This is a genomic window from Alteromonas sp. MB-3u-76, assembly GCF_002831605.1.
In the GTDB taxonomy this organism is placed as follows: Bacteria; Pseudomonadota; Gammaproteobacteria; order Enterobacterales; family Alteromonadaceae; genus Alteromonas; species Alteromonas hispanica.
On record NZ_CP025115.1, the window covers coordinates 3,605,133 to 3,627,008 of the forward strand.

Consider the following 21,876-nt stretch of genomic DNA (forward strand, 5'->3'; position numbering starts at 1 on the left):
GGCACTGCATCAAGGCGTCTTTCGACGTTTTTGGTAAGGAGGTGATCCAACCCCAGGTTCCCCTAGGGTTACCTTGTTACGACTTCACCCCAGTCATGAAACACAAAGTGGTAATCGTTCTCCCGAAGGTTAAACTAACTACTTCTTTTGCATCCCACTCCCATGGTGTGACGGGCGGTGTGTACAAGGCCCGGGAACGTATTCACCGCAATATTCTGACTTGCGATTACTAGCGATTCCGACTTCATGGAGTCGAGTTGCAGACTCCAATCCGGACTACGACATTCTTTAAGGGGTCCGCTCCACATCACTGTCTCGCTTCCCTCTGTAAATGCCATTGTAGCACGTGTGTAGCCCTACACGTAAGGGCCATGATGACTTGACGTCGTCCCCACCTTCCTCCGGTTTGTCACCGGCAGTCTCCTTAGAGTGCCCAACTAAATGCTGGCAACTAAGGACAAGGGTTGCGCTCGTTGCGGGACTTAACCCAACATCTCACGACACGAGCTGACGACAGCCATGCAGCACCTGTGTCAGAGTTCCCGAAGGCACCAATCCATCTCTGGAAAGTTCTCTGCATGTCAAGTGTAGGTAAGGTTCTTCGCGTTGCATCGAATTAAACCACATGCTCCACCGCTTGTGCGGGCCCCCGTCAATTCATTTGAGTTTTAACCTTGCGGCCGTACTCCCCAGGCGGTCTACTTATCGCGTTAGCTTCGCTACTCACGACTTAAAGTCACAAACAGCTAGTAGACAGCGTTTACGGTGTGGACTACCAGGGTATCTAATCCTGTTCGCTACCCACACTTTCGCACATGAGCGTCAGTCTTTGGCCAGGGAGTCGCCTTCGCCACTGATGTTCCTCCAGATATCTACGCATTTCACCGCTACACCTGGAATTCCACTCCCCTCTCCAAGACTCTAGTCTGCCAGTTCTAAATGACCGTCCCAGGTTGAGCCCGGGGCTTTCACATCTAGCTTAACAAACCGCCTGCGTGCGCTTTACGCCCAGTAATTCCGATTAACGCTCGCACCCTCCGTATTACCGCGGCTGCTGGCACGGAGTTAGCCGGTGCTTCTTCTGTTGCTAACGTCACGGTGAGCAGGTATTAACTACTCACTTTTCCTCACAACTGAAAGTGCTTTACAACCCGAAGGCCTTCTTCACACACGCGGCATGGCTGCATCAGGGTTTCCCCCATTGTGCAATATTCCCCACTGCTGCCTCCCGTAGGAGTCTGGGCCGTGTCTCAGTCCCAGTGTGGCTGATCTTCCTCTCAGAACAGCTAGAGATCGTCGCCTTGGTGAGCCTTTACCTCACCAACTAGCTAATCTCACTTGGGCCTCTCTCTGCGCCGGAGCCTAAGCCCCGTTTGGTCCGTAGACGTTATGCGGTATTAGCAGTCGTTTCCAACTGTTATCCCCCTCGCAAAGGCAAGTTCCCAAGCATTACTCACCCGTCCGCCACTCGTCAGCGATGTGCAAGCACATCCTGCTACCGTTCGACTTGCATGTGTTAGGCCTGCCGCCAGCGTTCAATCTGAGCCATGATCAAACTCTTCAATTAAATATATCGAATTATGAATCGTCGTATAGACACTCTTAACGAGTGCCCACACAGATTGTCTTGTCTAAATTGTTAAAGAACGTATTGCAGAATCATGACGCCTTTTGTCGTGACTTCTGCGCAAGGAGGACCAACATTACTCTCAGTTGATTCGTATTCCTTGCAAACCGCGAAGCGCTTTGCCTCTTGGTGACTCACCCTGCTCGAGTGAGATGCGCATTTTACATCATTTATTTTTGATGTCAACCATGTTTTCGAACTTTTTAAATGTTTTTCAACTGGTTTAGCGCTTAATTTTGATTTGGCTTGAAGCCCCCTCAAAACGTGGAGCGCATTATAGATAGCTAGATGAAAAGATCAATACTAAATTAGTGTTTTTTTACTGTTTGAGTAAAATCTTAGCTTAACCGTTCATTTCTCCACCATTTCTGATAGGTTAATGCTTCTTTAGACTAGTTTTTTCACATTTGATTGTTCAATTTGTTACAAATGAGTAAACTAGCCGAAGCCTTCAACCCAAAAAAACAATAGAAAGGTAGTTATATGAAAGTAGGCTTTATTCAGTGCATTATTATTAGTGCCATTTTTGCGATAGCAGGTTTTTTGTTATTTTCTTCACTTAATATGGAAGTTTCTCCATTAACTGTCTCCGCTGCACTTCTTATCAGCGGTATAGTTACCCCATGGCTGGCTTCTCTTATCCAAAGCTCATCTTCTTCAAATGACGATGTCTCTGCTTCAGTCTCTGCAGATGCCGTTGAAACACTTTACGTTGGTAATCTACCGTATCGTGCGAATGAAAATGCAGTTAAAGAATATTTCAGTAGCTATGCAGAAGTACAATCTGTCCGCTTAATGAAAGATCGTAAAACAGGTAAGAGAAAAGGATATGGCTTTATTGAAGTAGTAGCCAAAGATGTGAACACCGTTATTGAAAAAACAAACGACTCAACTTTTCAGGAACGTACTTTAAAAGTGCGGCCAGCGAAAGAAAAAGTCGAGCATGCATAAATAAGAAAGCCTGGCGGTTCGCCAGGCTTTTTTGATTCTCTTTATTGTTGCTACTATTCAGTAGCTTCAGTTTGATTGCCTATAGTACCTTCCGCTTGTGGCAACCCATCAAGTAATGTCTTATTAAATGAATGAAACCGATTGATCGCTGAAATTAAGTCAGGGATCTGAACATCTTCCATATTACTTATGAGACCAGCAATCAGCGTATTGTAGTCTTCGTTAGACTCCAACGTATTTTCAGCTTTCTCAAACGTATTCATCATTTTCTCTAAATATTGAGACACAGGATTGACTACGTTACCGTACTTACCGCGTTCATCGTTCTCTTCGCTGTAGTGCTGAATATTTTCGTAAGCTTTTAAAACGTCTGTTTGCGTAGAGCGATTTAGCTGCAGCGCATAGCCTACTAATTCTTTATCATCAAACCCCAAACTTAGTGCTTCCTCAAACGCTTTATCTACATCACCTTTATAAAACGTATCTGCAAGATCTTGCACTTGACCAACTAGGTCTGCAATAGACTTCATCTCGGCTTCGTCCAATTCACCTTTAAGAGAAAAGCTTATACCGCTTCTTTCATAAAACTCGAAGGATGTGGTTTGCTGTGCAGCTATGTTCGTCGAGCTGTCACTTCCAGCTTCCCCGATGGTTGATTGCGCCTGAAAGGAAGTTTGCTGCTGTGCTTGGAACGTTCGCAAGCTTTCAAAGCTAAAGGTTACTTCATCGCCGTCTTTGGTGCGAATGCTCAATTGACCAGACTTTTCATCAGACACCGACGCCGCAGATAGGGTAGAAACCTGAGCGACGTTCCCGTTCTCAGAACCTTTACGATTAAAGATGTCAGTTTCTAATTCATCTATACCATTATCGATGAGGTTACGACTCTTGCTGATTCCGTTTTCCAATTCTTCATTCATAAAGCCCGCAAGATCTTTTTCCGCCATGGCAAAGCCTCTACTTACGCCTTCTCTTGCTTGGCTAAATAATCCATTTAACTTTTCATCGCTTGCTCCACCATTGGCAGCTCCGCGAATTACACCACCTACAAAGCGCATGACATTTTTAGCCACTTCTTCGAAGTCGAATAAGCTTTTGTTTTTCTCTTCAACTTTTTTATCGGCTAACTCTTTAGGCTTTTGCCCGTCTATTTCTAGCGATTGACTGAGGCTACTACTCACCACTCTTAATCCAATACTGGCTTGAGTGCTATTTACAGATACCGTTGAAGCCTGCTGTTTCGAGAACTCAGCAGCTTGCTGAAGCCCGTCTTGCTGAAGCTGTTTTTTTAGTGCCTCATTAGGGTTAACTGCAGCCTTTTGATCAGCTTTTTGCTCTCCCATAAAAGCCTTAATTTGACCCACGTTCATAATTTGATCCTCACTATCCTCATGTACTATATCGGCACCATCTCAATATTGTTTAATTTTAATACAGAAATTTTTACTACGCTTACGAATTAGGTTTGCACATAATGCAGAAGCCTCTACAATTCGCGTCCTTAACGAAAGGTACCGATGAACAACACTTCTACGAAACGATACCGACTAATTTTCAAAAATATGATTTAGGCCCGATGACCTAATGGAGAAACGAATGGCAGACAACAACTTAGCGCAGTATCAAGAACAGCTCGATGAGAAAGTTAGCCGCCTTAATACATTGCTCGGTGAATTTTCTGCGCCAGCATTGTCAGTGTTTCCATCATCACCTGAACATTACCGAATGCGCGCAGAATTTAGAGTATGGCATGAAGGGGACGATCTTTTTCATATCATGTTCAATCAACAAACAAAGGAAAAGTATCGCGTTGATACGTTCCCACCAGCGTCTGAAGGTATTAACAGAGCAATGGTGGAATTGCTTGATTTAATAAGACCAAATGAAATTTTGCGTCGAAAACTGTTTCAAATAGATTACTTATCGGCTCTTTCTGGAGAAATGGTTATAAGCCTTTTATATCACCGTCAATTAGATAGTGACTGGGAGAACCATGCTCTTCGGTTAAAAGAGTCACTTTCTCAATTTTTTCCAGCGGTAAGTATCATAGGCAGAGCTCGTAAGCAAAAAGTGATAATTGGGAATGACTTCGTTATAGAGAGACTCCCGGTTAATGGCCGTGAGTTTGTTTTCAAGCATATCGAAAACAGTTTTACTCAACCTAATGCTAAAGTGAACTGCAGCATGATTGAGTGGGCTCTAGATTGTGTAAAGCCACTCAGTGGAGATTTGCTTGAAATGTACTGCGGCGCAGGTAACTTTTCTATCCCGCTCGCCACACATTTTGACAATGTCATTGGTACAGAGATCGCAAAACCATCAGTAAACGCAGCCCAATATAATATTGAGCACAATAATTTAGATAACGTAAAAATAGTGCGCTTGGCAGCAGAAGAGTTTACGCAAGCGATGAGAGGTGAGCGTACCTTTAGTCGACTTGAGGGTATTGAGCTTAGCGACTACAACTTTACAACAGTGTTGGTAGACCCACCTCGTGCGGGTTTAGACATAGACTCATTAAAGATGATTCAAGACTATGACAATATCGTTTACATTTCTTGCAACCCAGAAACGCTAGCAGATAATTTAAAGGTGTTGTGTACCACCCATAATGTCGTTAAAACCGCACTATTCGATCAATTTCCTTTCACACACCACATTGAAGCCGGTGTGCTTTTATCAAGAAAATAAGAATGTGCTGCGTTAGCATATAAAAGATATGCAGTAATGATGAGGTTGGGTGATGAAAAGCAATTATGAGCGTACTGCTTAAACTAACATTGTGCTGATTAAAGTATTGCTGAACAGCTGGGGCTACTTTTTAACAGTAGCGCCAATTTGTACAAACCGAAGCTGCTTTTTAACTTTTTCGCCAATTTCTCCGCGCAACTTATCATCAGCCTCTAGAGCTTCTGCTCCTGCACTAAACACTAGCCTCACCATTGCATCGGCTTGAATTTGCGCTGATGCGTATTCAACGCCCTGTTTTTCAATAATGTAATCAGTGAGCTCATCAATAAAGTGCTGAATTTCTCGAAATACCGCCAGACGATAGGCAGAAGAAGTTCCCGTATGTTCTCTAAGCAGTAGTCTAAAAACATTTGTATTTGCAGCGATAAACTCCATGAACGTTTCTACGGACGTGTGGATAACACCACCACCTGACGCTATGCGACGGCGAGCCTGTCTCATCAACTGCCTGAGCGCTAACCCAGCCTCATCTACCAGGGTCAGTCCCAACTCGTCCATGTCTTTAAAGTGACGATAAAAAGACGTTGGCGCAATACCAGCTTCTCGAGCAACCTCGCGAAGGCTAATGGCAGAAAGACTTCTATTTTCATCCAGAAGCGAAAACGCGGCGTGAATTATATTTTGACGGGTTTTTAACTTTTGCTCTTGTCGACTCACGATGACACCACTTATTAAATCTACGACATGTTACCCCATCATTTGCCGAGAGGCGAAACACAATGCTGTGTAGTGTTCTATAATGATTAAAGTTTAACTATGTTAGCAGAACTTAACCTAGTTTTACTTGCCTGAGAATACATAAAACGATAAATTAGCGAACAGTTGTAAGCCAAGTAGTCAAAAATGAAAAAACCTCCTCTTATATTAACGAACGTGCTGGTATTTATAATATCGGGCGCGATTGCATTTATCGGTGCTCCACTATGGATTGCGCACCGAGGGATAGATTGGGCCGAAATAAGCGCCGCTATCTTTTTATTTTACTTTACCGGTATGTCTATTACTGCTGGGTACCATCGTTTGTGGTCACACAAAACCTACGATGCAAACATTGTAGTGCGCGTAATACTCGCAATTGGCGGCGCGATGGCGCTACAGAACAGCATTTTACATTGGTCGTCTGATCACCGAATTCATCACCGCCACGTTGATGATACAGAGAAAGACCCTTATTCAGCTAAGAAAGGTCTATGGTTTGCTCATATAGGCTGGATGCTAAGAGAGTATCAGTCGAACCGCTATGGCGATTACAGTAACTGCAAAGATTTACAGAAAGACAAAGTGGTTATGTGGCAACACAACTACTACCTTCCAATAGTATTAGTAGCAAACTTCGGTGTGACGGGATTATTAGGCTGGCTGAATGGCGATATTTTAGGAATGTTGCTTATTGCTGGTGTGTTGAGACTTGTTCTAGTTCATCACGTCACTTTTTTCATTAACTCACTTGCACATTTCTGGGGTTCGCAACCTTACACAGATAAGAACACAGCAAGAGATAATGGCGTGCTAGCGTTCTTCACATTTGGTGAGGGTTACCATAACTATCACCATATCTTTGAGTATGACTATCGGAACGGCATTCGCTGGTATCAATTCGATCCAACGAAATGGCTAATCCGAGGTTTATCCTTTGTCGGATTAACAACCAATCTACGAAAAGTACCTGAAGAGCGGATTGAAAAGGCGCTAGCTGCTATGCAGTTACAAAGAGCAAGTGAAAAAGTGTCGCTGCTTCCCAACGCCGACGAAATGATGAATACCATCCAACAAGAATACGACCTGCTTATGCAACGTATGAGCGATTATTATTCGACGAAGAAACGAGTGATGCGTGTTAAGCAAAAATCGTTTCAGCGCACTCTTGAAGGATTCGAGTTGACGTATAAATATAAAGAAATGAAGCATGCATTTGCCGTTCAAAAAGAGAAATGGACACAACTGCAGACCCTCTCTCTACAAATGGCGTAGTATTCTTCCCATTACAACTGTCAATAAAACCACATGCAATTCGTTGCATGTGGTTTTTTTTATTTACTATTTACTACTAGAGTTAAATTTACTGATAGTAGTAAAGTAAACAAATGCACTATCCTGTCGCTTATATGCGCAATTAAACAAATAGGAATACAACATGGCAGCAAAGCAAAAAGCACCCTCATATCATTACGATGCAATTGTCATAGGCACCGGACCGGGAGGAGAAGGTGTTGCGATGCAGCTCGCCAAAGCGGGCAAGAAGGTTGCCGTTGTTGAGCGTTATGACGCTGTGGGAGGAGGCTGCACACATTGGGGCACAATTCCTTCGAAGGCTCTGCGTCATTCAGTAAGTCGTTTGATAGAGTATAATAGCTCTCCCCTTTTTGCAGACAATCATTTAAGCAGAAGCTTAACCTTCTCGGAAATCATGCGTCACGCAAGCGGCGTAGTAAACAGTCAGACGCGTTTGCGTTCATCATTTTATGATAGAAACCGAGTAACACTTTTTCATGGTGAAGCCAGCTTCATCGATGCTCATACACTTCAGATTGTTCGCGAGGATGGCTCAAAAGACATTGTTACCGCGGGGCAAATTGCATTAGCAACAGGATCTCGTCCCTACACACCAAAAGACATCGATTTTAATCACCCTCGAATTTACAACTCCGATACTATTTTGTCCCTTAAACACGACCCCAAATCCATTATTATCTATGGTGCAGGTGTTATCGGATCGGAATACGCCAGCATATTCCGTGGACTCGGTGTAAAAGTAGACTTAGTTAATATGCGAGACCGGTTGCTGTCTTTTCTCGACACCGAGATTTCTGATGCCTTGAGTTATCACCTTTGGAATAACGGCGTACTTATTCGCCACAATGAAACATATTCGTCAGTGGAAACAACCGATGACTCTGTGATCCTCAATTTAGAGTCTGGAAAACGTATGCGTGCAGACTGCTTGTTGTTTGCAAACGGACGAACGGGTAACACAGACAAATTGAAGCTCGAGAATATTGTTTTACAAGCAGATAGTAGAGGCCAACTTAAGGTTAACGAAAATTATCAAACTGACGTAGAGAATGTGTATGCTGTAGGCGATGTCATTGGCTACCCAAGCTTAGCATCTGCGGCATATAACCAAGGTCGTTTTGCCGCCGAGGCCATGCTAGCGGGCAAAACTCATGCCTCATTGGTGGCCGATATCCCATCAGGCATCTACACCATTCCGGAAATTAGCTCTGTTGGAAAGACCGAACAAGAACTTACTGCAGCAAAAGTACCGTACGAAGTAGGACGCGCCCAATTCAAACACCTGGCAAGAGCACAGATTGCCTCAACTCAAACAGGTAGCTTAAAGATATTGTTTCACCGCGAGACAAAAGAAATTTTAGGGATCCATTGTTTTGGCGAACGTGCATCAGAAATTGTGCATATCGGGCAAGCGATAATGCAGCAAAAGGGTGAAGGGAATACTATTGATTACTTTGTAAACACTACTTTCAACTACCCTACGATGGCAGAAGCTTATCGAGTTGCTGCAATTAATGGACTCAATAGAATTTTCTAGCAGCCAAAAAAAAGCCGGCTTTTTCTGCCGGCTTTTCGCTACTTTTTAAGATTTTAGTTTCTATTTGCAGCTAGCGCATTTAAAGAGTCTTTGTGCGCTACGATATCAATGTGCATTTTCTCTTGGTCAAATGTCATCGTTGCTATCGCGTAATCGCCTTGGCTTTCGCTAGCGATATTTACAAGATCTTGTTGAGCATCACGGAAACGAATGTTGTTGCCAATTTTGTTGGCCATACATTGGTTATTCATTTCGAACGTTTTAGTGTCCATACAATCGAAAAGCTGGCCACTGCCAGAATCCGCATGCGCTATGCCAAATGAAGCTAAAAGGGCTAAACTGAATACTACTTTACGCATGTCTTATCTCCTGTGGTACAGTATTGTACTGTGTTGACATAATACAACATGTATGTTCACTAGTCAATTTCGATCATAGTAATGTTACACTAATATGACAAAGTGCAATATTTGGAGAAAAATTTGACTGAATTTGACAATTTAGTTCACCTCGCAAAAAGCTGTTCTCTTTGTGATAATGCACTCCCTCATCCTACACGCCCTATTTTATCGGTAGCCAAAAATACCAAGATCCTAATCATCAGTCAGGCACCTGGATTAACTGCCCACAATAATTATGTTCCTTTTATCGATCCTAGCGGCAATAGACTGCGCGCTTGGCTTGGTGTAGATAAAGATACATTTTACAAGCCGGAGTTATTTTCCATTATGCCGATGGGCTTTTGCTTTCCAGGCTATAGAAACGGCGCTGATGCACCGCCAATGAAAATATGTGCGCCAACATGGCACAAGCCACTTTTGCAGCACGTAAAACCTATACTGACGTTATTGATTGGACGTTATGCTCAACAATATTACCTCAAGCAATACAAAACACTGACAGAAGCTATTAAAACACCTCATGATGGTTACTTCGTATTACCTCACCCGTCAGGGCGGAACAATAGATGGCTGGCAAAAAACCCATGGTTTGAGAAGGAAACTGTTCCTGCACTTCAAAAAAAGGTAACTGCACTCATTAAGCGTTAATATCTTAATGAAACGATAGCCTCTTAGTGACGAACAATCTTTCTAAGCCTAAGTGTTGTCACTAGGCAACCTAGTGCTTTTCAGTAACTCAACTAGCTGATTAAACGGCATGGGCTTAGCGAAGAAAAAGCCTTGGGCCTCATCGCACCCTAGCTTGATCATGTAGATAGCCTGCTCTCGCGTTTCAACTCCCTCAGCAATAGTAAGCAATCCAAGCTTATTGCCGAGAGTAACAATGGTCTCTGCTAGCACCGCAGACGTGCCTGGCGCAATATCTTTAACGAAGGAACGGTCAACTTTCAACCTGTCTAAGGGTAACTGCTGCAAATAACTCATTGATGAAAAGCCAGTGCCAAAATCGTCAATGGCAATTTTGACCCCGAAGTCTTTTAATGCGCGCAGCGCATCAATGACAATTTGGGGCTCATCCATTACCACACTTTCTGTAATTTCAAGCTCAAGTAAGCTAGGGTCGCAATCTGCTTCTAACAGCGCATTTTTTACCTTGTCGACGAAAAAACGATCCCTAAATTGAGGAATAGAAATATTAACAGCCACACGAAGATGCTCATGGCCTAACTCTCTTAGCTGCTGAAGCCGTCGACAAGACTCATCGAGCACCCATTCACCGATATCTACTATTAAGCCTGAATATTCTGCCAACGGTACGAACACTGCTGGAGAAATATACCCTCCCTCACCATCTGGCCAACGCAGTAAGCCTTCCATTCCCACAACTTTGTCAGTAAGAAGGTCTACTTGCGGCTGAAACCATAGCTCAAGTTTACGCTCTGCGAAATCGCTTCGAAGCCGACGAATCATAGCTAGACGCCATGTTGTTTGATCCTCGATATCTTTCGCGTAATATTCGAAATTGTCAGTGAGATTTTTCTTAGCTCGGTTCAGTGCAATATTAGCCCGCTTCAAAAAATCGACGCCGATATTTCGCTCATTTTCTATTCTGCAAAGGCCTAACGTTACTTTTATTGGAAGAACGTGTTCATCCACCACAAACGATGAATCAAAAATCGCATTGATAACATCTGGGCATACTTCGCTCTCAGGCCCAATGAGCCCAAAGACATCTGCTGCAATTCGGCTTAAGCGGATAGTATTGGGCAAAGATGTTTGCATGCGCTGGGCAATAGCTCGCAGCACATCATTACCCACTTCTTGCCCTAGACCGTCATTCACATCAGAAAAGTGATTGACGTCAACCAATGCGACACAACAGTTTTTACTTGCAACACTGGCCGGGTTATCCAGCATGTTGATAAACTGATTGCGATTAGGCAGACGAGTTAACCAATCTCTGAAGGCTGCATTACGAAGTTCGTGGAAAAGGTTAACATTTTCATATCCAACAGAAATACTAGACAGAAATACTTCAAGTAAGTGTTTATCCAAGTCGTTAATTTCATGAGTTTGACGCATGTAAACTGCAGCCTCAAAACCTGCTCTATTGATATAAAGCACAGAACAAGAGATATCAAAAATATGCTGTTTTAACCTTAGGCAGCGATGGATATTCTCTGTCATTTCGTCATTATGAATATTATCGACTGGCTGATTGATAAACTCTGCATATGCGCCCGCAGCCCCGAGCACGTAAATATTTTCATCGTCTAGGTCGAGAAGCGAGCCCGCTCGAGCACATAACAGCCCCTCAGATTCTAACCCAATCAGTGAACTAATTTGCGTTACTACTCCCTCGCAAAACGCTTTCACTGAGTGCTCTTCAAACAAATTTGCAGATGAAGTAATGATTTTTTCAAGGCCAAGTCGACTTTGGCTTATCGTGATAATTTGCTGGTAAGAACGAATTGAGGAAATAATGGTTGTCAGTAGTTTTGACCGAGTTAACTCTGTTTTTGTTTTGTAGTCGTTAATATCGTAAAGCTTAATAACCTGCTCTTCGGGCGCAAAACCGGGCTGCCCGGTTCTAAGAATAATGCGGGGTTCATTAAGCTTCATTTCCTCGCGAATGTATTTAACGACGTCGAAGCCGGCATCGTCAGTTTCCATCACTACATCAAGGAGGATTATTGCTATGGATTTGCCATATTCATGCAGGCGTTCTTTGGCTTCTTTAGCAGAGTGTGCATGAATAAAGTTTAGCTTGCGATCGTTAACTATCAGGTCGGATAGCGCAAGGCGGGTGACTGTATGGATTTCCTCATCGTCGTCGACGATTAGGATATTCCAATCTTTTCCAAGATGTAGTTCTGTGTCTATTGCATCATCATCTAAAAAGATAAGTTCGTCGTTTTCATAATCCGTTGCCGACATAACCACTCATTTCCTCAATACTGATAAAACATAATTGCGCACTAGGCCGTGCTGAACTTCAACATTTTGCCTTTCTTAAATGGCACAAATACTGCCGCAAAAATGCACAGCAAAAGACAAAATGCCTTACTATCATTAGTGTCACGATTACATTGATAATTATTTTGTGCAATGCAATAGTGAATTCCTGTTACCTATTGTTACAAAACACCGATGTGACGTTTATGAAAATCTCTCCACAACATCAGCCCCAAGAGGTAAAAAGAGCATCACCGCCTCTCAATAAAGAAGATGCCATTAAACCATCGGCTCATGCCAAGGAAGCAGTAAACAAAAGCGCAGACCTTGAAGCGAGCAGACAACGTATGCTCTCATGGTTTTCAAGAGTAGGCATTTCTCCATCGGCATTGTCTCTAGAGCCAAAAAAACAAGAACACGCTCTAGAACGTCGTAACAAGATACTACAGATACAGAAGGCAAATAATCTTAAATCTATTTTAAATATAGCACTAAATGTCACAATCAACGAACAAACAAGTGACAACTTAGATCCTGATTGGTTTTTTGCTTTCAGCTCATTGGCCGAGGAAATTTATAGTGCGCCTATGCAAGAACTATGGGGAAAGATTTTTGCCGTCGAGGTATCTCGACCAGGTAGCTTTTCACTAAGAACTCTTCAATTATTAAAATCCTTAACTCATCGCGATGCGCAAACATTTACCAAAGCCGTTAATGTGGCTAGTAAGCGAACTAATGATACTGTTCCAAGAATTTTAGTGGGCTACCACAAAAGGAAAGGCTTACTTTCCATTTTTAAAAAGCCCTTGCCAGAACAAGTTAATCTCGCCACCGTAGGGTTGAGCTACCCAGACTTACTCTCTCTTCAAGAGATGAAATTAATTTATGCCAGTGAAATAGAAAGCGGGGAGTACCAAGAAGGTCAACAAACATCTTGGAGGTGTGTAAACGAAAGCTTTACCTTAACCTGTAAATCATCTGGCGTTGCGCTGGTTTATTATAAATTTACGCCAGTTGGCAGTGAGCTATATAAGCTTGTCGGAAAAAATACGAACACAGCATACATGCAGAAAATGAAAGACGTACTTGCCGGCGTGTTCAGTATTTCGTGACTGCCTTTCTGTTAGCTTGGTAAAATTAATAAGCTAGCAAACGAACAGAACAAAGACAGTCATACATTGAAATACTCGCGAAAACGGTTCAGTAAATTAGGGCGTGTTGTTTCTTGCCGTACTGAAGACCAACGCGCCTTAGATACCGTCGCCAAATTCGTGCAAACCACACTCTCTTTTAAGACCAAAAAATCTCGTATCTTGCTCATCCATGCCTTCTTGTAACGACTGAGTAGTATGCCAATCTCCAATTGACACATACCCCTGATCCCAAAGGGGATGATAAGAGAGACCGTGCTCTTTTAGATAATAGTGAAGGTCTTTGTTACTCCAATCAATGATAGGGTATAACTTAAACTGCCCGCCCACTCTCTGTAAAACAGGAAGCTTTCCACGAGAATCCGACTGACTGCGACGCAAGCCGGCAAACCATGTGCCTGCATTAAGCTCTTCTAACGCTCGCTGCATGGGTTCAACTTTGTTTAATTTATTGTAAGTTTCGATACCTTCTATGCCCTGCTCCCACAGTCGACCAAAACGAGCTTCCTGCCACGCTGACGAAAGCGCAGCCTGATAAACATGTAAGTTAAGTTTCAGCTTTTCTACCAATTCATCTATAAATTGATAGGTTTCAGGAAATAGATACCCGGTGTCTGTCAACACCACCGGGATATCAGGCTTCGCTTGCGTAAGCATATGCAGCATTACCGCAGACTGTGCGCCAAAGCTAGACGACACTATATGGTTGCCTGGCAAATTGTCTAGTGCCCAATCCACCCGCTGTTGTGCCGTCATTTTCTCTAACGATGCATTGATATCAGCAAGCTCATCCTTGCTGATATCATGTGATAATACCTGCTGCTTCGCTGCCGTACTATTAATCATAGAAGTCTCGCGCTGAATCAATGACAGGTTTAACCACGTTGGTGCGAATAACAAAGTCGCCAAACGACTCGCCGTCTTCTCGATCACTCGCCCACTTGCCGAACAAGCGGTCTAATTCAGACATTATCTCTTGCTCGCTTATGTTTTCGCGATACATACGAGGAATGCGTGTTCCCTCGCGGTCTCCACCTAAATGCAAGTTGTACTTACCCGGGCCTTTGCCTACTAGTCCAACTTCAGCAAGCATGGCGCGGCCACAACCGTTCGGGCAACCTGTTACTCTGAAGATGACACTGTCATCAGCAAGGCCGTGCTTAGCTAGTAACCCTTCAAGTTCGGTTACCGCATCTGGCAAATAACGCTCTGCTTCTGCCATCGCTAGCGGGCATGTAGGTAACGAAACACAAGCCATTGAATCAAGACGTTGATTTGAAACAGCCGGCGCTATTAATCCATGCTCTCGGGCTAAAGCTTCTATTTTATCTTTATCATTTGGCGCAACACCGGCAATAATAAGATTTTGATTAGCTGTTAATCTAAAATCGCCATGATGAATTTTGGCAATCTCAGCGCAGCCAGTTTTTAACGTTTTGCCTGGGTAGTCAAGAATTCGACCATTTTCGATAAATACGGTTAAGTGGTACTTTCCGTCAATACCCTCTACCCATCCAAAGCGATCTCCGCGGCCGGTGAACTCAAACGGTTTGCTCGCCTGAAAGGTAACATTAGCGCGCTTTTCTACCTCAGCTTTGAAGTTTTCTACGCCCACGCGCTCAAGAGTGTATTTTGTTTTCGCATTTTTACGATTCACACGGTTACCCCAGTCGCGCTGCACTGTTACTACCGCAGCAGCAACATTTAGCGTATCGGCCAATGAGATAAAACCGAAATCCGTTGCTTTGCGTGGATAGGTACTTTTATCGCCGTGTGTCATGGCAAGTCCGCCGCCAACAAGAACGTTAAAGCCAACTAGTTTGCCGTTTTCTGCAATGGCAACAAAGTTAAGGTCGTTAGCGTGCACATCAACGTCGTTTTGCGGAGGGATAACCACGGTGGTTTTAAACTTACGGGGCAAGTAGTTATCACCTAAAATAGGTTCTACAGGCTTCTCCGTAGTTTCCACTTTTTCACCGTCCAACCAAATCTCGGCATACGCACGGGTTTTTGGAAGTAAGTGCTCGCTTATCTTTTTAGCCCATTCAAACGCTTCTAAGTGCAGTTCCGACTCTACTGGGTTAGAAGTACACAACACGTTTCTGTTTACGTCTCCTGCAGTAGCAATTGAGTCTATTCCCGCTTTATTAAGCATCTGATGCATAGACTTTATCTTTGGCTTTAACACGCCGTGAAACTGAAAAGTTTGGCGGGTTGTTAAACGAATACTGCCGTATAGAGTGTGATCCGTAGCAAATTTGTCTATGGCCAACCATTGGTCCGGAGTTATAACACCACCGGGTAAACGGGCGCGTAACATAACGTTTTGTAGCGGCTCTAGCTTTTGCTTTGCCCGCTCGGCACGAATATCTCTATCGTCTTGCTGATACATGCCGTGAAAACGAATTAGCTGGAAGTTGTCAGCAGTAAAGCCACCAGTGAGATCATCTTTCAAGTCTGTCTCTATGGTTCCACGCAGATTATTGCTTTCACGCTTCAAACGTTCATTGTCGGCCAATTTACCTTCAACTATGAATTGAGAGTTTTCATTACTCATTAGTAGACATCCTTTTGATAACGTTTCGCTTTGCGCAGTTCAACTACATAAGCTTTCGCTTCGGCTTCTGATTTACCGCCGTGCTCTTGTACAATTTTGATAAGTGCATTTTCAACATCTTTGGCCATATGCATGGCATCACCACACACATAAAAGTGGGCGCCTTGCTCTAACCATTCAAACACCTCTTTACCCTGCTCTAGTAAGCGATGCTGAACGTAAATTTTCTCTTCTTGATCCCGAGAGAATGCCAGCGTAATTTTGTCTAGCAAGCCATCTTTTACGTAACCTTGCCACTCAACTTGATATAAGAAGTCTTGAGTAAAGTGTGGGTTTCCAAAGAACAGCCAATTTTTCCCCTCGGCTTCTTGTACATCACGCTCTTGCATGAAGGCTCTGAAAGGCGCAATACCTGTTCCCGGTCCAACCATAATAACCGGCGTGTTGGGATCTGTTGGCAAGCGGAAATTATCGTTATTCTCAACGAAAACGTCTACTTCACCATTTTCTTCCAGGTATTCACACAAATATCCAGACGCACCACCTTGATGACGTTGGCCAAAGGCTTCGTAATCAACATGCGCTACAGTCAAATGTACTTCATCTTCAACATCGGCTTGGCTTGAAGCAATAGAATATAGTCTTGGAGTAAGTGGGCGCAGCGCATCAACAAGCTGTTGCTCAGTAATCGTGCCCACGTGATCTCGCACTATGTCGATGATTTGGCGGTCGGCCATGTAAGTGCGCAGCTTAGCTTTATCTTCCATCAAGGCAGCTAATCCCTCAGAGCCAGTAGCGGCTTGATAGGCTTTGATAAAGTTAGGATAACTAAGCGTTAACTCTAACTTTGAAGTAAGCGCTTCTTTTAACGTCATTGTGCTCTCAGCTACCACCACTTCGGCATCTTCACTTAGCGAGAGTAAAGCAATCAAATCATTAACCAATGACGGCGCGTTCTTAAACCAAACGCCAAGAGCATCGCCAGGCTTGTAAGTGATGCCTGAGTCTTCAAGGCTAATCTCAATATGACGAATATCTTTAATCGAATCTCTGCCTGTGATCTTCTGAGACTCTATTAGAGAGGCTGTGTAAGGTGCTTTTTTTGTATACGTTTGCGCTGGCGCCGCTGTAACTGCTGCGCCTGTTTGCGCCGCTACTGCCGGGGCAGCAGTGCGTGTAAAATCACCTTTCAGTGACTCGATGAGTTTGTCTAGCCATGCTTGCGCTTCAGCTTCATAGTCTACGTCACAATCTAGACGGTCAATAACTGAAGAAGCACCAAGTTTAGACAGACGTTCGTCAAAGTCCTTACCAGTTTGGCAGAAAAACTCATAGCTGCTGTCACCTAAGCTCAACACTGCATACTTAGTGTTAGCCAGCTTTGGCGCTTTTTTACTGCCAACATACTCGTGAAGTTCTACCGCGTCGTCTGGCGCATCGCCCTCACCATGCGTGCTTACAAACACAGCAACGTGCGTTTCATTTTTAAGGTTTCGCGCTTTATAATCAGCCATACTCACTAGTTTACTGTTAAAGCCCGCACCTTCTGCTTTTGCCTGGCACTCGTGCGCTAACGTTTTCGCATTACCGGTTTGCGAACCATATAAAATGGTGAGTGTAGGTATATCGCCAGCAACGGCAGCTTGATCTTGAATCGCAGGTGCTACCGCTCCACCTTGCGCAGCAGCCATTCCGGCTGCGTAACCACTCACCCAAGTGAGCTGGTCACGGTTTAAGCCAGCAATAGCCTGCGTAATGGCATTCCACTGCTGTTCATTTACTACTGCGCCTGGCGCTGAATTTGAAGCTTTTGATGAATTAGAATCTTGTGACATAGTCTTTTAGCCCTTTTTCGATGTCGCTAGGCTAACGGCTTTATTCAAGAAGAGAAAAGAATAAATGAAACTTTTTTATTACTGAATGTGCTTAAAACCCTTGTTGAAATAAAAAAGGCGCAAACAGAGGAACCGTTGCGCCTTAGAGTCAATTTTAAATTTATACTAAAAATGTAGCTCTAGCCCAGCAAATACGCCGTCAAACTCCATATCAGCATAGACATCATCGAGATCTTCAATATCTACAGTGACATTTCTGTAACCTACTTGCACAGTCATATCAATAGCAATACTTTCAATAAATGAATAAGCAACCGCTACTTGATAGTCACTTAGCTCATGATCATCGAATGATAGGTAGCTTCCCTCGGCGTAGGCCGATAGCCCCGTAAAAGGTAATCCTAACTGCAGCTTTGAATAGGCCATAGGCACTACGCCAGAAAAGTCAGCAGAGCCTTGAGTAGCGCTTGCTCTATCATTTACAAACAAAGCGCCATCGATATATTTCGCATTTACACCAAGGTCGAAGCTGACTAAGTCGTTATCAAACAATTCATAATACAAAATAAGATCGGTAGAAGTTAAGTCGATCTCAGTGGTCACTTCACTATTCGCTGTGTACAGCTGTCCGTCAAAAGTAAAGCTTGAATCTAGCGCCGTTACGCCAGAGTTATCTAGCGTAGTGTGGTTTACTTTCACATTAGGTAGAAACGGCACAGGGTGCTCTAATGCGATATAAAACGAAGAATTAGTCTTATCATCAAAATTAAAATCTGCCGTGCTGCTTGAATCAGCGAAGCCTCCGGTAGTATCCGTCTGCCAAGCCTGCGCTCCCACATAAACACCAGCAATGGTATCAGCATGAGAAGCCGCCGATGCGAATGCACATCCAAGAGCGGCGATTAAAAGACCCTTTTTCATTTGTTATCCTTGATTGAGAAGTTCTGATATTTCAATAAGAGCGGCATTGGCGCGAGAAATATAATTGGCCATTACTAATGAATGATTGGCCAACATGCCAAAACCACTTCCGTTTAAAATCATTGGACTGAATACAGATTGCTGAGTAGCTTCCAACTCACGAATAATTTGCTGCATACTAACAAGCGCATTTTTATCTTCCAGCACATCGTAAAACTCTACTTCTGCGGCTTTTAGAAAATGAAGTAAGGCCCATGTCGCACCGCGCGCTTCGTAAAAGTTGTCATCTAGTTTCCACCAACCTGTTTTTACAACACTCTGTCTAGCTACTGGCGAAGATTGACGTGCATTTCTATCGCCCGCTAAGTCAGTGTTGATTCTAGCAGATCCTACACTAGCGCTTAGTCTTTGCGAATAACTTCCTAGGCGTTTTTCAACTTGTTTTAACCATTCACGTAAATTGTCGGCACGAGTGTAAAACTGGCTGTCGCTATTGCGAGTTACTGCAAGCTCTTCTCTATATTGCTTTAAAAGCTCTATACCATCTGAGTAACTCGACTCAGAGGAAGGCAGTGCCCAGCTTTTATGGTCCATATTGAATTTAGGGTGTGCTTTAGTGAGATAAGGATTCTCCATTGACTGCGACTGAGAACGGCTAAAGTCTTTGCGCATAGAAAGTGCGAGATCGCGAACCATCTCAAGGGCACCAAACTCCCATGCGGGCATGTTATCTAACAGAACGCTCGGTGGGATAACGTCATTCGACAAATAGCCACCAGGTTTATCAAGTAAGGTTTCAGACACTTCAATCATAGCAGTTGTCATGGTGTAGCCGGCAATTTCAGTAGGGTTTTCTACTGAAGATGAGGTTTTTAAACGCTCTTTAACATCAAACGTATCTGGCGATAAACTCCAGTACCAGCCAATAAGCCAGAAAAGAACAACAAGCACTACAGCGACAATCGCTATCCGTTTTGCATTAATTGATTGTCTCATATGAACACCAACCTTCCTTTTTATAACAAACAGCTGACCTTAGTCAGCTGTTTGTAATTTATGATATCGAGAAAAACTGCCCCTAATGACAGCATTCCTCTATATGACCACTTTATTGCACTCTAACACAACTTAAATTCAGTTATGATAACTATAACGTATGAGACATGTTTTGTTCATTTTTGTGCTCGTATGATGCAGAGTTGCGTTTTTTCAATGCAAAAATAGCAATTGCGATGACAATGACTGGCCAGAAAGCACTTACGCCTGCCAGCAACAATGCGAACAAGACCGCGCATATCGCGAGTATAACCGTGCCCATAACACTGAGCGCTACAACAAAGCCTACAATAGCAAGTACAACACCCACAATAGAAAATACCGCGATATTTTGCCAGGGGCTGAGAAGCTCATCAGACATTACTAAATGCATGCCAAGAAGGTCCTCTACTACACTGCCGAGACAGTTCATTAGTACAATTGCTATAAATAACGCCAGTAAGAAATTTTTCATTACGGTAGTCTCGGAAGTAGAATAACCGCGGCGAAATAAGCAAGTAATACAATGGCAGGCATAAAAAATAGTGCCACTACTGCGCCACCGCGAACCCACACTGCGTCAATATCAATATAGCGTGCTACGCCTGCGCACACTCCTGATATAACTCCCGAATCTAAGTCTCTGTATAAACGCTTTTGTGATGAAATTTTCATGATGTTCTCCAACAATTTTTAATGGGTGACTAGCTTCGATGTTCACATTGCACGCGCATAGTTGTACTGGTGAGCATACTTATGCGCGTTACACCCTACGCCACTTTGTTTTTCTTTAGTTCTGCCAGTTCTTTTTCAATCGTTTCATTGGCCTCAAGTGCTTCAAATTCTGCAGAAAGCGATGCGGCTTCATTAGATTTAGTAAGGTCGTAGGCATCTACCTGCGCCTCAAGATAGTCAATTCGCTGTTCGTAATTTTCAAAACGCGACATAGCGTCATCAATTTTTGTCTCATGGTTAGCATGCTTCACTTTCAAACGCGTCTCTGCTGCGTGTTTGCGCTGAATAAGTACTTTTTGCTTTGCTTTAGCTTCAGCCATCTTGTCGTTAAGACGCGATGTATCGTGCTGAATTTTTTCGATGCTTTCTGCTAAATGCGCCTCTTGCTCTTGCAATGATGAAAGCTTTGCCACGTACTTTTGTTTTTCAACAAGTGCAGCTTTTGCCAAAGACTCTTTGTCGTTATCCATGGCCAACTGCGCTTTACTCTGCCACCCAGCGATTTCTTTGTTGGCATTATCCATTTGTCTTGCCAACGTTTTTTGTTGCGCTATGTATCGTGCAGCATCAGTGCGAACCTCTACGAGTGTCTCTTCCATCTCTTGAATGATTAGACGAATTATTTTTTCAGGGTCTTCTGCCTTGTCTAACATTGCGTTGATGTTGGCCTGAACAATATCGTTAATTCTTGAAAACATACCCATAATTATCTCTCCACTTGGATTTTTGGTGAGTTACCAGCAATTGACTATCAAGACTGATGTGACGCTGACATCTCACTGTATTGGTTAAACTGTGATTACACTGAAGGTATTACAATAGGCGTGCCAAAAACTTAAATCATTGAATTTCATTGATTTTTCAATTTTCAGCCTGAGAAACCCTGCTTATCAAAGAGAGACAGAACCAAATTTTGGCTTTTTTGACCACAGCAGTGTGAATTTAACTAAAAGAGGTATTGAGCTTTATTTATGTAGAAATCAAAAAAAAGCGCCCGAGGGCGCTTTCTAGAGAGTACGAATTAATCAAAATAATTAGTCGGAATCTTTTTCATTGTTCTTAGGGTCTTTCATTGTCGTAGCTGCAATGTCAGTAACACTAACGCTGGCTTTACTGTTGCTTTGGTTTGCATCTAATGAAAAGTGATAAGCGGTATTGGCAACCGATTGATAGACATCCGCAGTTAGTTCATTAGCGGTCGTTGTTACTGCGCTAGTCACCATATTTTGTAGAAAAGTGTGTAGCACAGATTCTTGTGCGTTTGCTGCACCGCTCATCATGCTTGCTGAAAGTATAGTTGCTGCAATTAGTGAAGTTTTCATAGTGTCCCTCGAAATTTTGTCGGTCCAACAACACAGCGTTGTTGTGATACACAAAGGATTGCGAGAGACGTGCCAAAAGCTTAAT

At 43.3% G+C, this 21,876-nt stretch carries 19 protein-coding genes and 1 rRNA gene; 6 read left to right on the top strand and 14 right to left on the bottom strand.

Annotated elements, in window-relative coordinates:
• Positions 1-34: 34 nt before the first annotated feature.
• Positions 35-1,567, bottom strand: a 16S ribosomal RNA gene (locus tag CW735_RS16010).
• Positions 1,568-2,110: 543 nt separating this feature from the next.
• On the opposite strand from CW735_RS16010, the gene CW735_RS16015 reads away from it, so the two are divergent.
• Positions 2,111-2,578 (top strand): RNA recognition motif domain-containing protein, encoded by a 468-nt coding sequence (locus CW735_RS16015; protein WP_071980579.1) that lies wholly within the window; start codon positions 2,111-2,113, stop codon positions 2,576-2,578.
• 53 nt (positions 2,579-2,631) lie between these two features.
• Here CW735_RS16015 and CW735_RS16020 read toward each other — a convergent pair whose 3' ends face one another.
• Positions 2,632-3,948: a DUF5610 domain-containing protein gene (locus tag CW735_RS16020; protein ID WP_071980580.1), complete on the bottom strand. Its 1,317-nt coding sequence runs from the start codon at positions 3,946-3,948 to the stop codon at positions 2,632-2,634.
• 226 nt (positions 3,949-4,174) lie between these two features.
• On the opposite strand from CW735_RS16020, the gene trmA reads away from it, so the two are divergent.
• On the top strand, positions 4,175-5,269 hold the full coding sequence (gene trmA, locus CW735_RS16025) for a tRNA (uridine(54)-C5)-methyltransferase TrmA (RefSeq protein WP_100972906.1): 1,095 nt from the start codon (positions 4,175-4,177) through the stop codon (positions 5,267-5,269).
• 123 nt (positions 5,270-5,392) lie between these two features.
• Here trmA and fabR read toward each other — a convergent pair whose 3' ends face one another.
• Positions 5,393-5,986, bottom strand: a complete 594-nt coding sequence (gene fabR / locus CW735_RS16030; protein WP_071980582.1) for an HTH-type transcriptional repressor FabR — start codon at positions 5,984-5,986, stop codon at positions 5,393-5,395.
• Between the two features lie 186 nt (positions 5,987-6,172).
• On the opposite strand from fabR, the gene CW735_RS16035 reads away from it, so the two are divergent.
• Both CW735_RS16035 and sthA read left to right on the top strand, forming a co-directional pair.
• On the top strand, positions 6,173-7,300 hold the full coding sequence (locus tag CW735_RS16035) for an acyl-CoA desaturase (RefSeq protein ID WP_071980583.1): 1,128 nt from the start codon (positions 6,173-6,175) through the stop codon (positions 7,298-7,300).
• A gap of 163 nt (positions 7,301-7,463) precedes the next feature.
• The gene (sthA, locus tag CW735_RS16040) at positions 7,464-8,879 is read left to right on the top strand and encodes a Si-specific NAD(P)(+) transhydrogenase (RefSeq protein WP_071980584.1); all 1,416 of its coding nucleotides are present in this window, start codon (positions 7,464-7,466) and stop codon (positions 8,877-8,879) included.
• A 53-nt stretch (positions 8,880-8,932) separates the two neighbouring features.
• Here sthA and CW735_RS16045 read toward each other — a convergent pair whose 3' ends face one another.
• Entirely contained in the window at positions 8,933-9,238 is a 306-nt protein-coding gene (locus tag CW735_RS16045; RefSeq protein ID WP_071980585.1) for a pyridine nucleotide transhydrogenase, read from the bottom strand.
• Between the two features lie 111 nt (positions 9,239-9,349).
• Here CW735_RS16045 and CW735_RS16050 point away from each other — a divergent pair, with 111 nt between their 5' ends.
• Positions 9,350-9,928 carry a uracil-DNA glycosylase family protein gene (locus tag CW735_RS16050; RefSeq protein ID WP_071980586.1) on the top strand — a complete coding sequence of 193 codons (579 nt, stop codon included), beginning with the start codon at positions 9,350-9,352 and terminating at the stop codon, positions 9,926-9,928.
• A 48-nt stretch (positions 9,929-9,976) separates the two neighbouring features.
• Here the strand turns inward: CW735_RS16050 and CW735_RS16055 are convergent, their stop codons facing one another.
• Positions 9,977-12,217: a two-component system response regulator gene (locus CW735_RS16055; RefSeq protein WP_100972907.1), complete on the bottom strand. Its 2,241-nt coding sequence runs from the start codon at positions 12,215-12,217 to the stop codon at positions 9,977-9,979.
• Positions 12,218-12,441: 224 nt separating this feature from the next.
• Here CW735_RS16055 and CW735_RS16060 point away from each other — a divergent pair, with 224 nt between their 5' ends.
• The gene (locus tag CW735_RS16060; protein ID WP_100973291.1) at positions 12,442-13,347 is read left to right on the top strand and encodes a TIGR03899 family protein; all 906 of its coding nucleotides are present in this window, start codon (positions 12,442-12,444) and stop codon (positions 13,345-13,347) included.
• 138 nt (positions 13,348-13,485) lie between these two features.
• Here the strand turns inward: CW735_RS16060 and CW735_RS16065 are convergent, their stop codons facing one another.
• The 9 genes from CW735_RS16065 to CW735_RS16105 form a co-directional block, all read right to left on the bottom strand.
• Positions 13,486-14,232 (bottom strand): phosphoadenylyl-sulfate reductase, encoded by a 747-nt coding sequence (locus CW735_RS16065; RefSeq protein WP_100972908.1) that lies wholly within the window; start codon positions 14,230-14,232, stop codon positions 13,486-13,488.
• On the bottom strand, positions 14,225-15,943 hold the full coding sequence (gene cysI / locus CW735_RS16070; protein ID WP_100972909.1) for an assimilatory sulfite reductase (NADPH) hemoprotein subunit: 1,719 nt from the start codon (positions 15,941-15,943) through the stop codon (positions 14,225-14,227). Before cysI ends, CW735_RS16065 begins: the two co-directional genes overlap by 8 nt.
• Positions 15,943-17,778, bottom strand: a complete 1,836-nt coding sequence (locus tag CW735_RS16075) for an assimilatory sulfite reductase (NADPH) flavoprotein subunit (RefSeq protein WP_071980591.1) — start codon at positions 17,776-17,778, stop codon at positions 15,943-15,945. The genes cysI and CW735_RS16075 overlap by 1 nt, the downstream gene beginning before the upstream one ends.
• 165 nt (positions 17,779-17,943) lie before the next feature.
• Positions 17,944-18,699 carry a TIGR04219 family outer membrane beta-barrel protein gene (locus CW735_RS16080; RefSeq protein WP_071980592.1) on the bottom strand — a complete coding sequence of 252 codons (756 nt, stop codon included), beginning with the start codon at positions 18,697-18,699 and terminating at the stop codon, positions 17,944-17,946.
• A 3-nt stretch (positions 18,700-18,702) separates the two neighbouring features.
• Positions 18,703-19,695, bottom strand: a complete 993-nt coding sequence (locus tag CW735_RS16085) for a DUF2333 family protein (RefSeq protein ID WP_071980593.1) — start codon at positions 19,693-19,695, stop codon at positions 18,703-18,705.
• Between the two features lie 151 nt (positions 19,696-19,846).
• Complete coding sequence (locus CW735_RS16090) at positions 19,847-20,209, bottom strand: hypothetical protein (protein ID WP_071980594.1); 363 nt, start codon at positions 20,207-20,209, stop codon at positions 19,847-19,849.
• Positions 20,209-20,409 (bottom strand): PspC domain-containing protein, encoded by a 201-nt coding sequence (locus CW735_RS16095; RefSeq protein WP_071980595.1) that lies wholly within the window; start codon positions 20,407-20,409, stop codon positions 20,209-20,211. The genes CW735_RS16090 and CW735_RS16095 overlap by 1 nt, the downstream gene beginning before the upstream one ends.
• A gap of 95 nt (positions 20,410-20,504) precedes the next feature.
• The gene (gene pspA, locus CW735_RS16100) at positions 20,505-21,173 is read right to left on the bottom strand and encodes a phage shock protein PspA (protein ID WP_071980596.1); all 669 of its coding nucleotides are present in this window, start codon (positions 21,171-21,173) and stop codon (positions 20,505-20,507) included.
• Between the two features lie 330 nt (positions 21,174-21,503).
• Positions 21,504-21,791, bottom strand: a complete 288-nt coding sequence (locus CW735_RS16105) for a hypothetical protein (protein ID WP_071980597.1) — start codon at positions 21,789-21,791, stop codon at positions 21,504-21,506.
• Positions 21,792-21,876 lie beyond the last annotated feature (85 nt).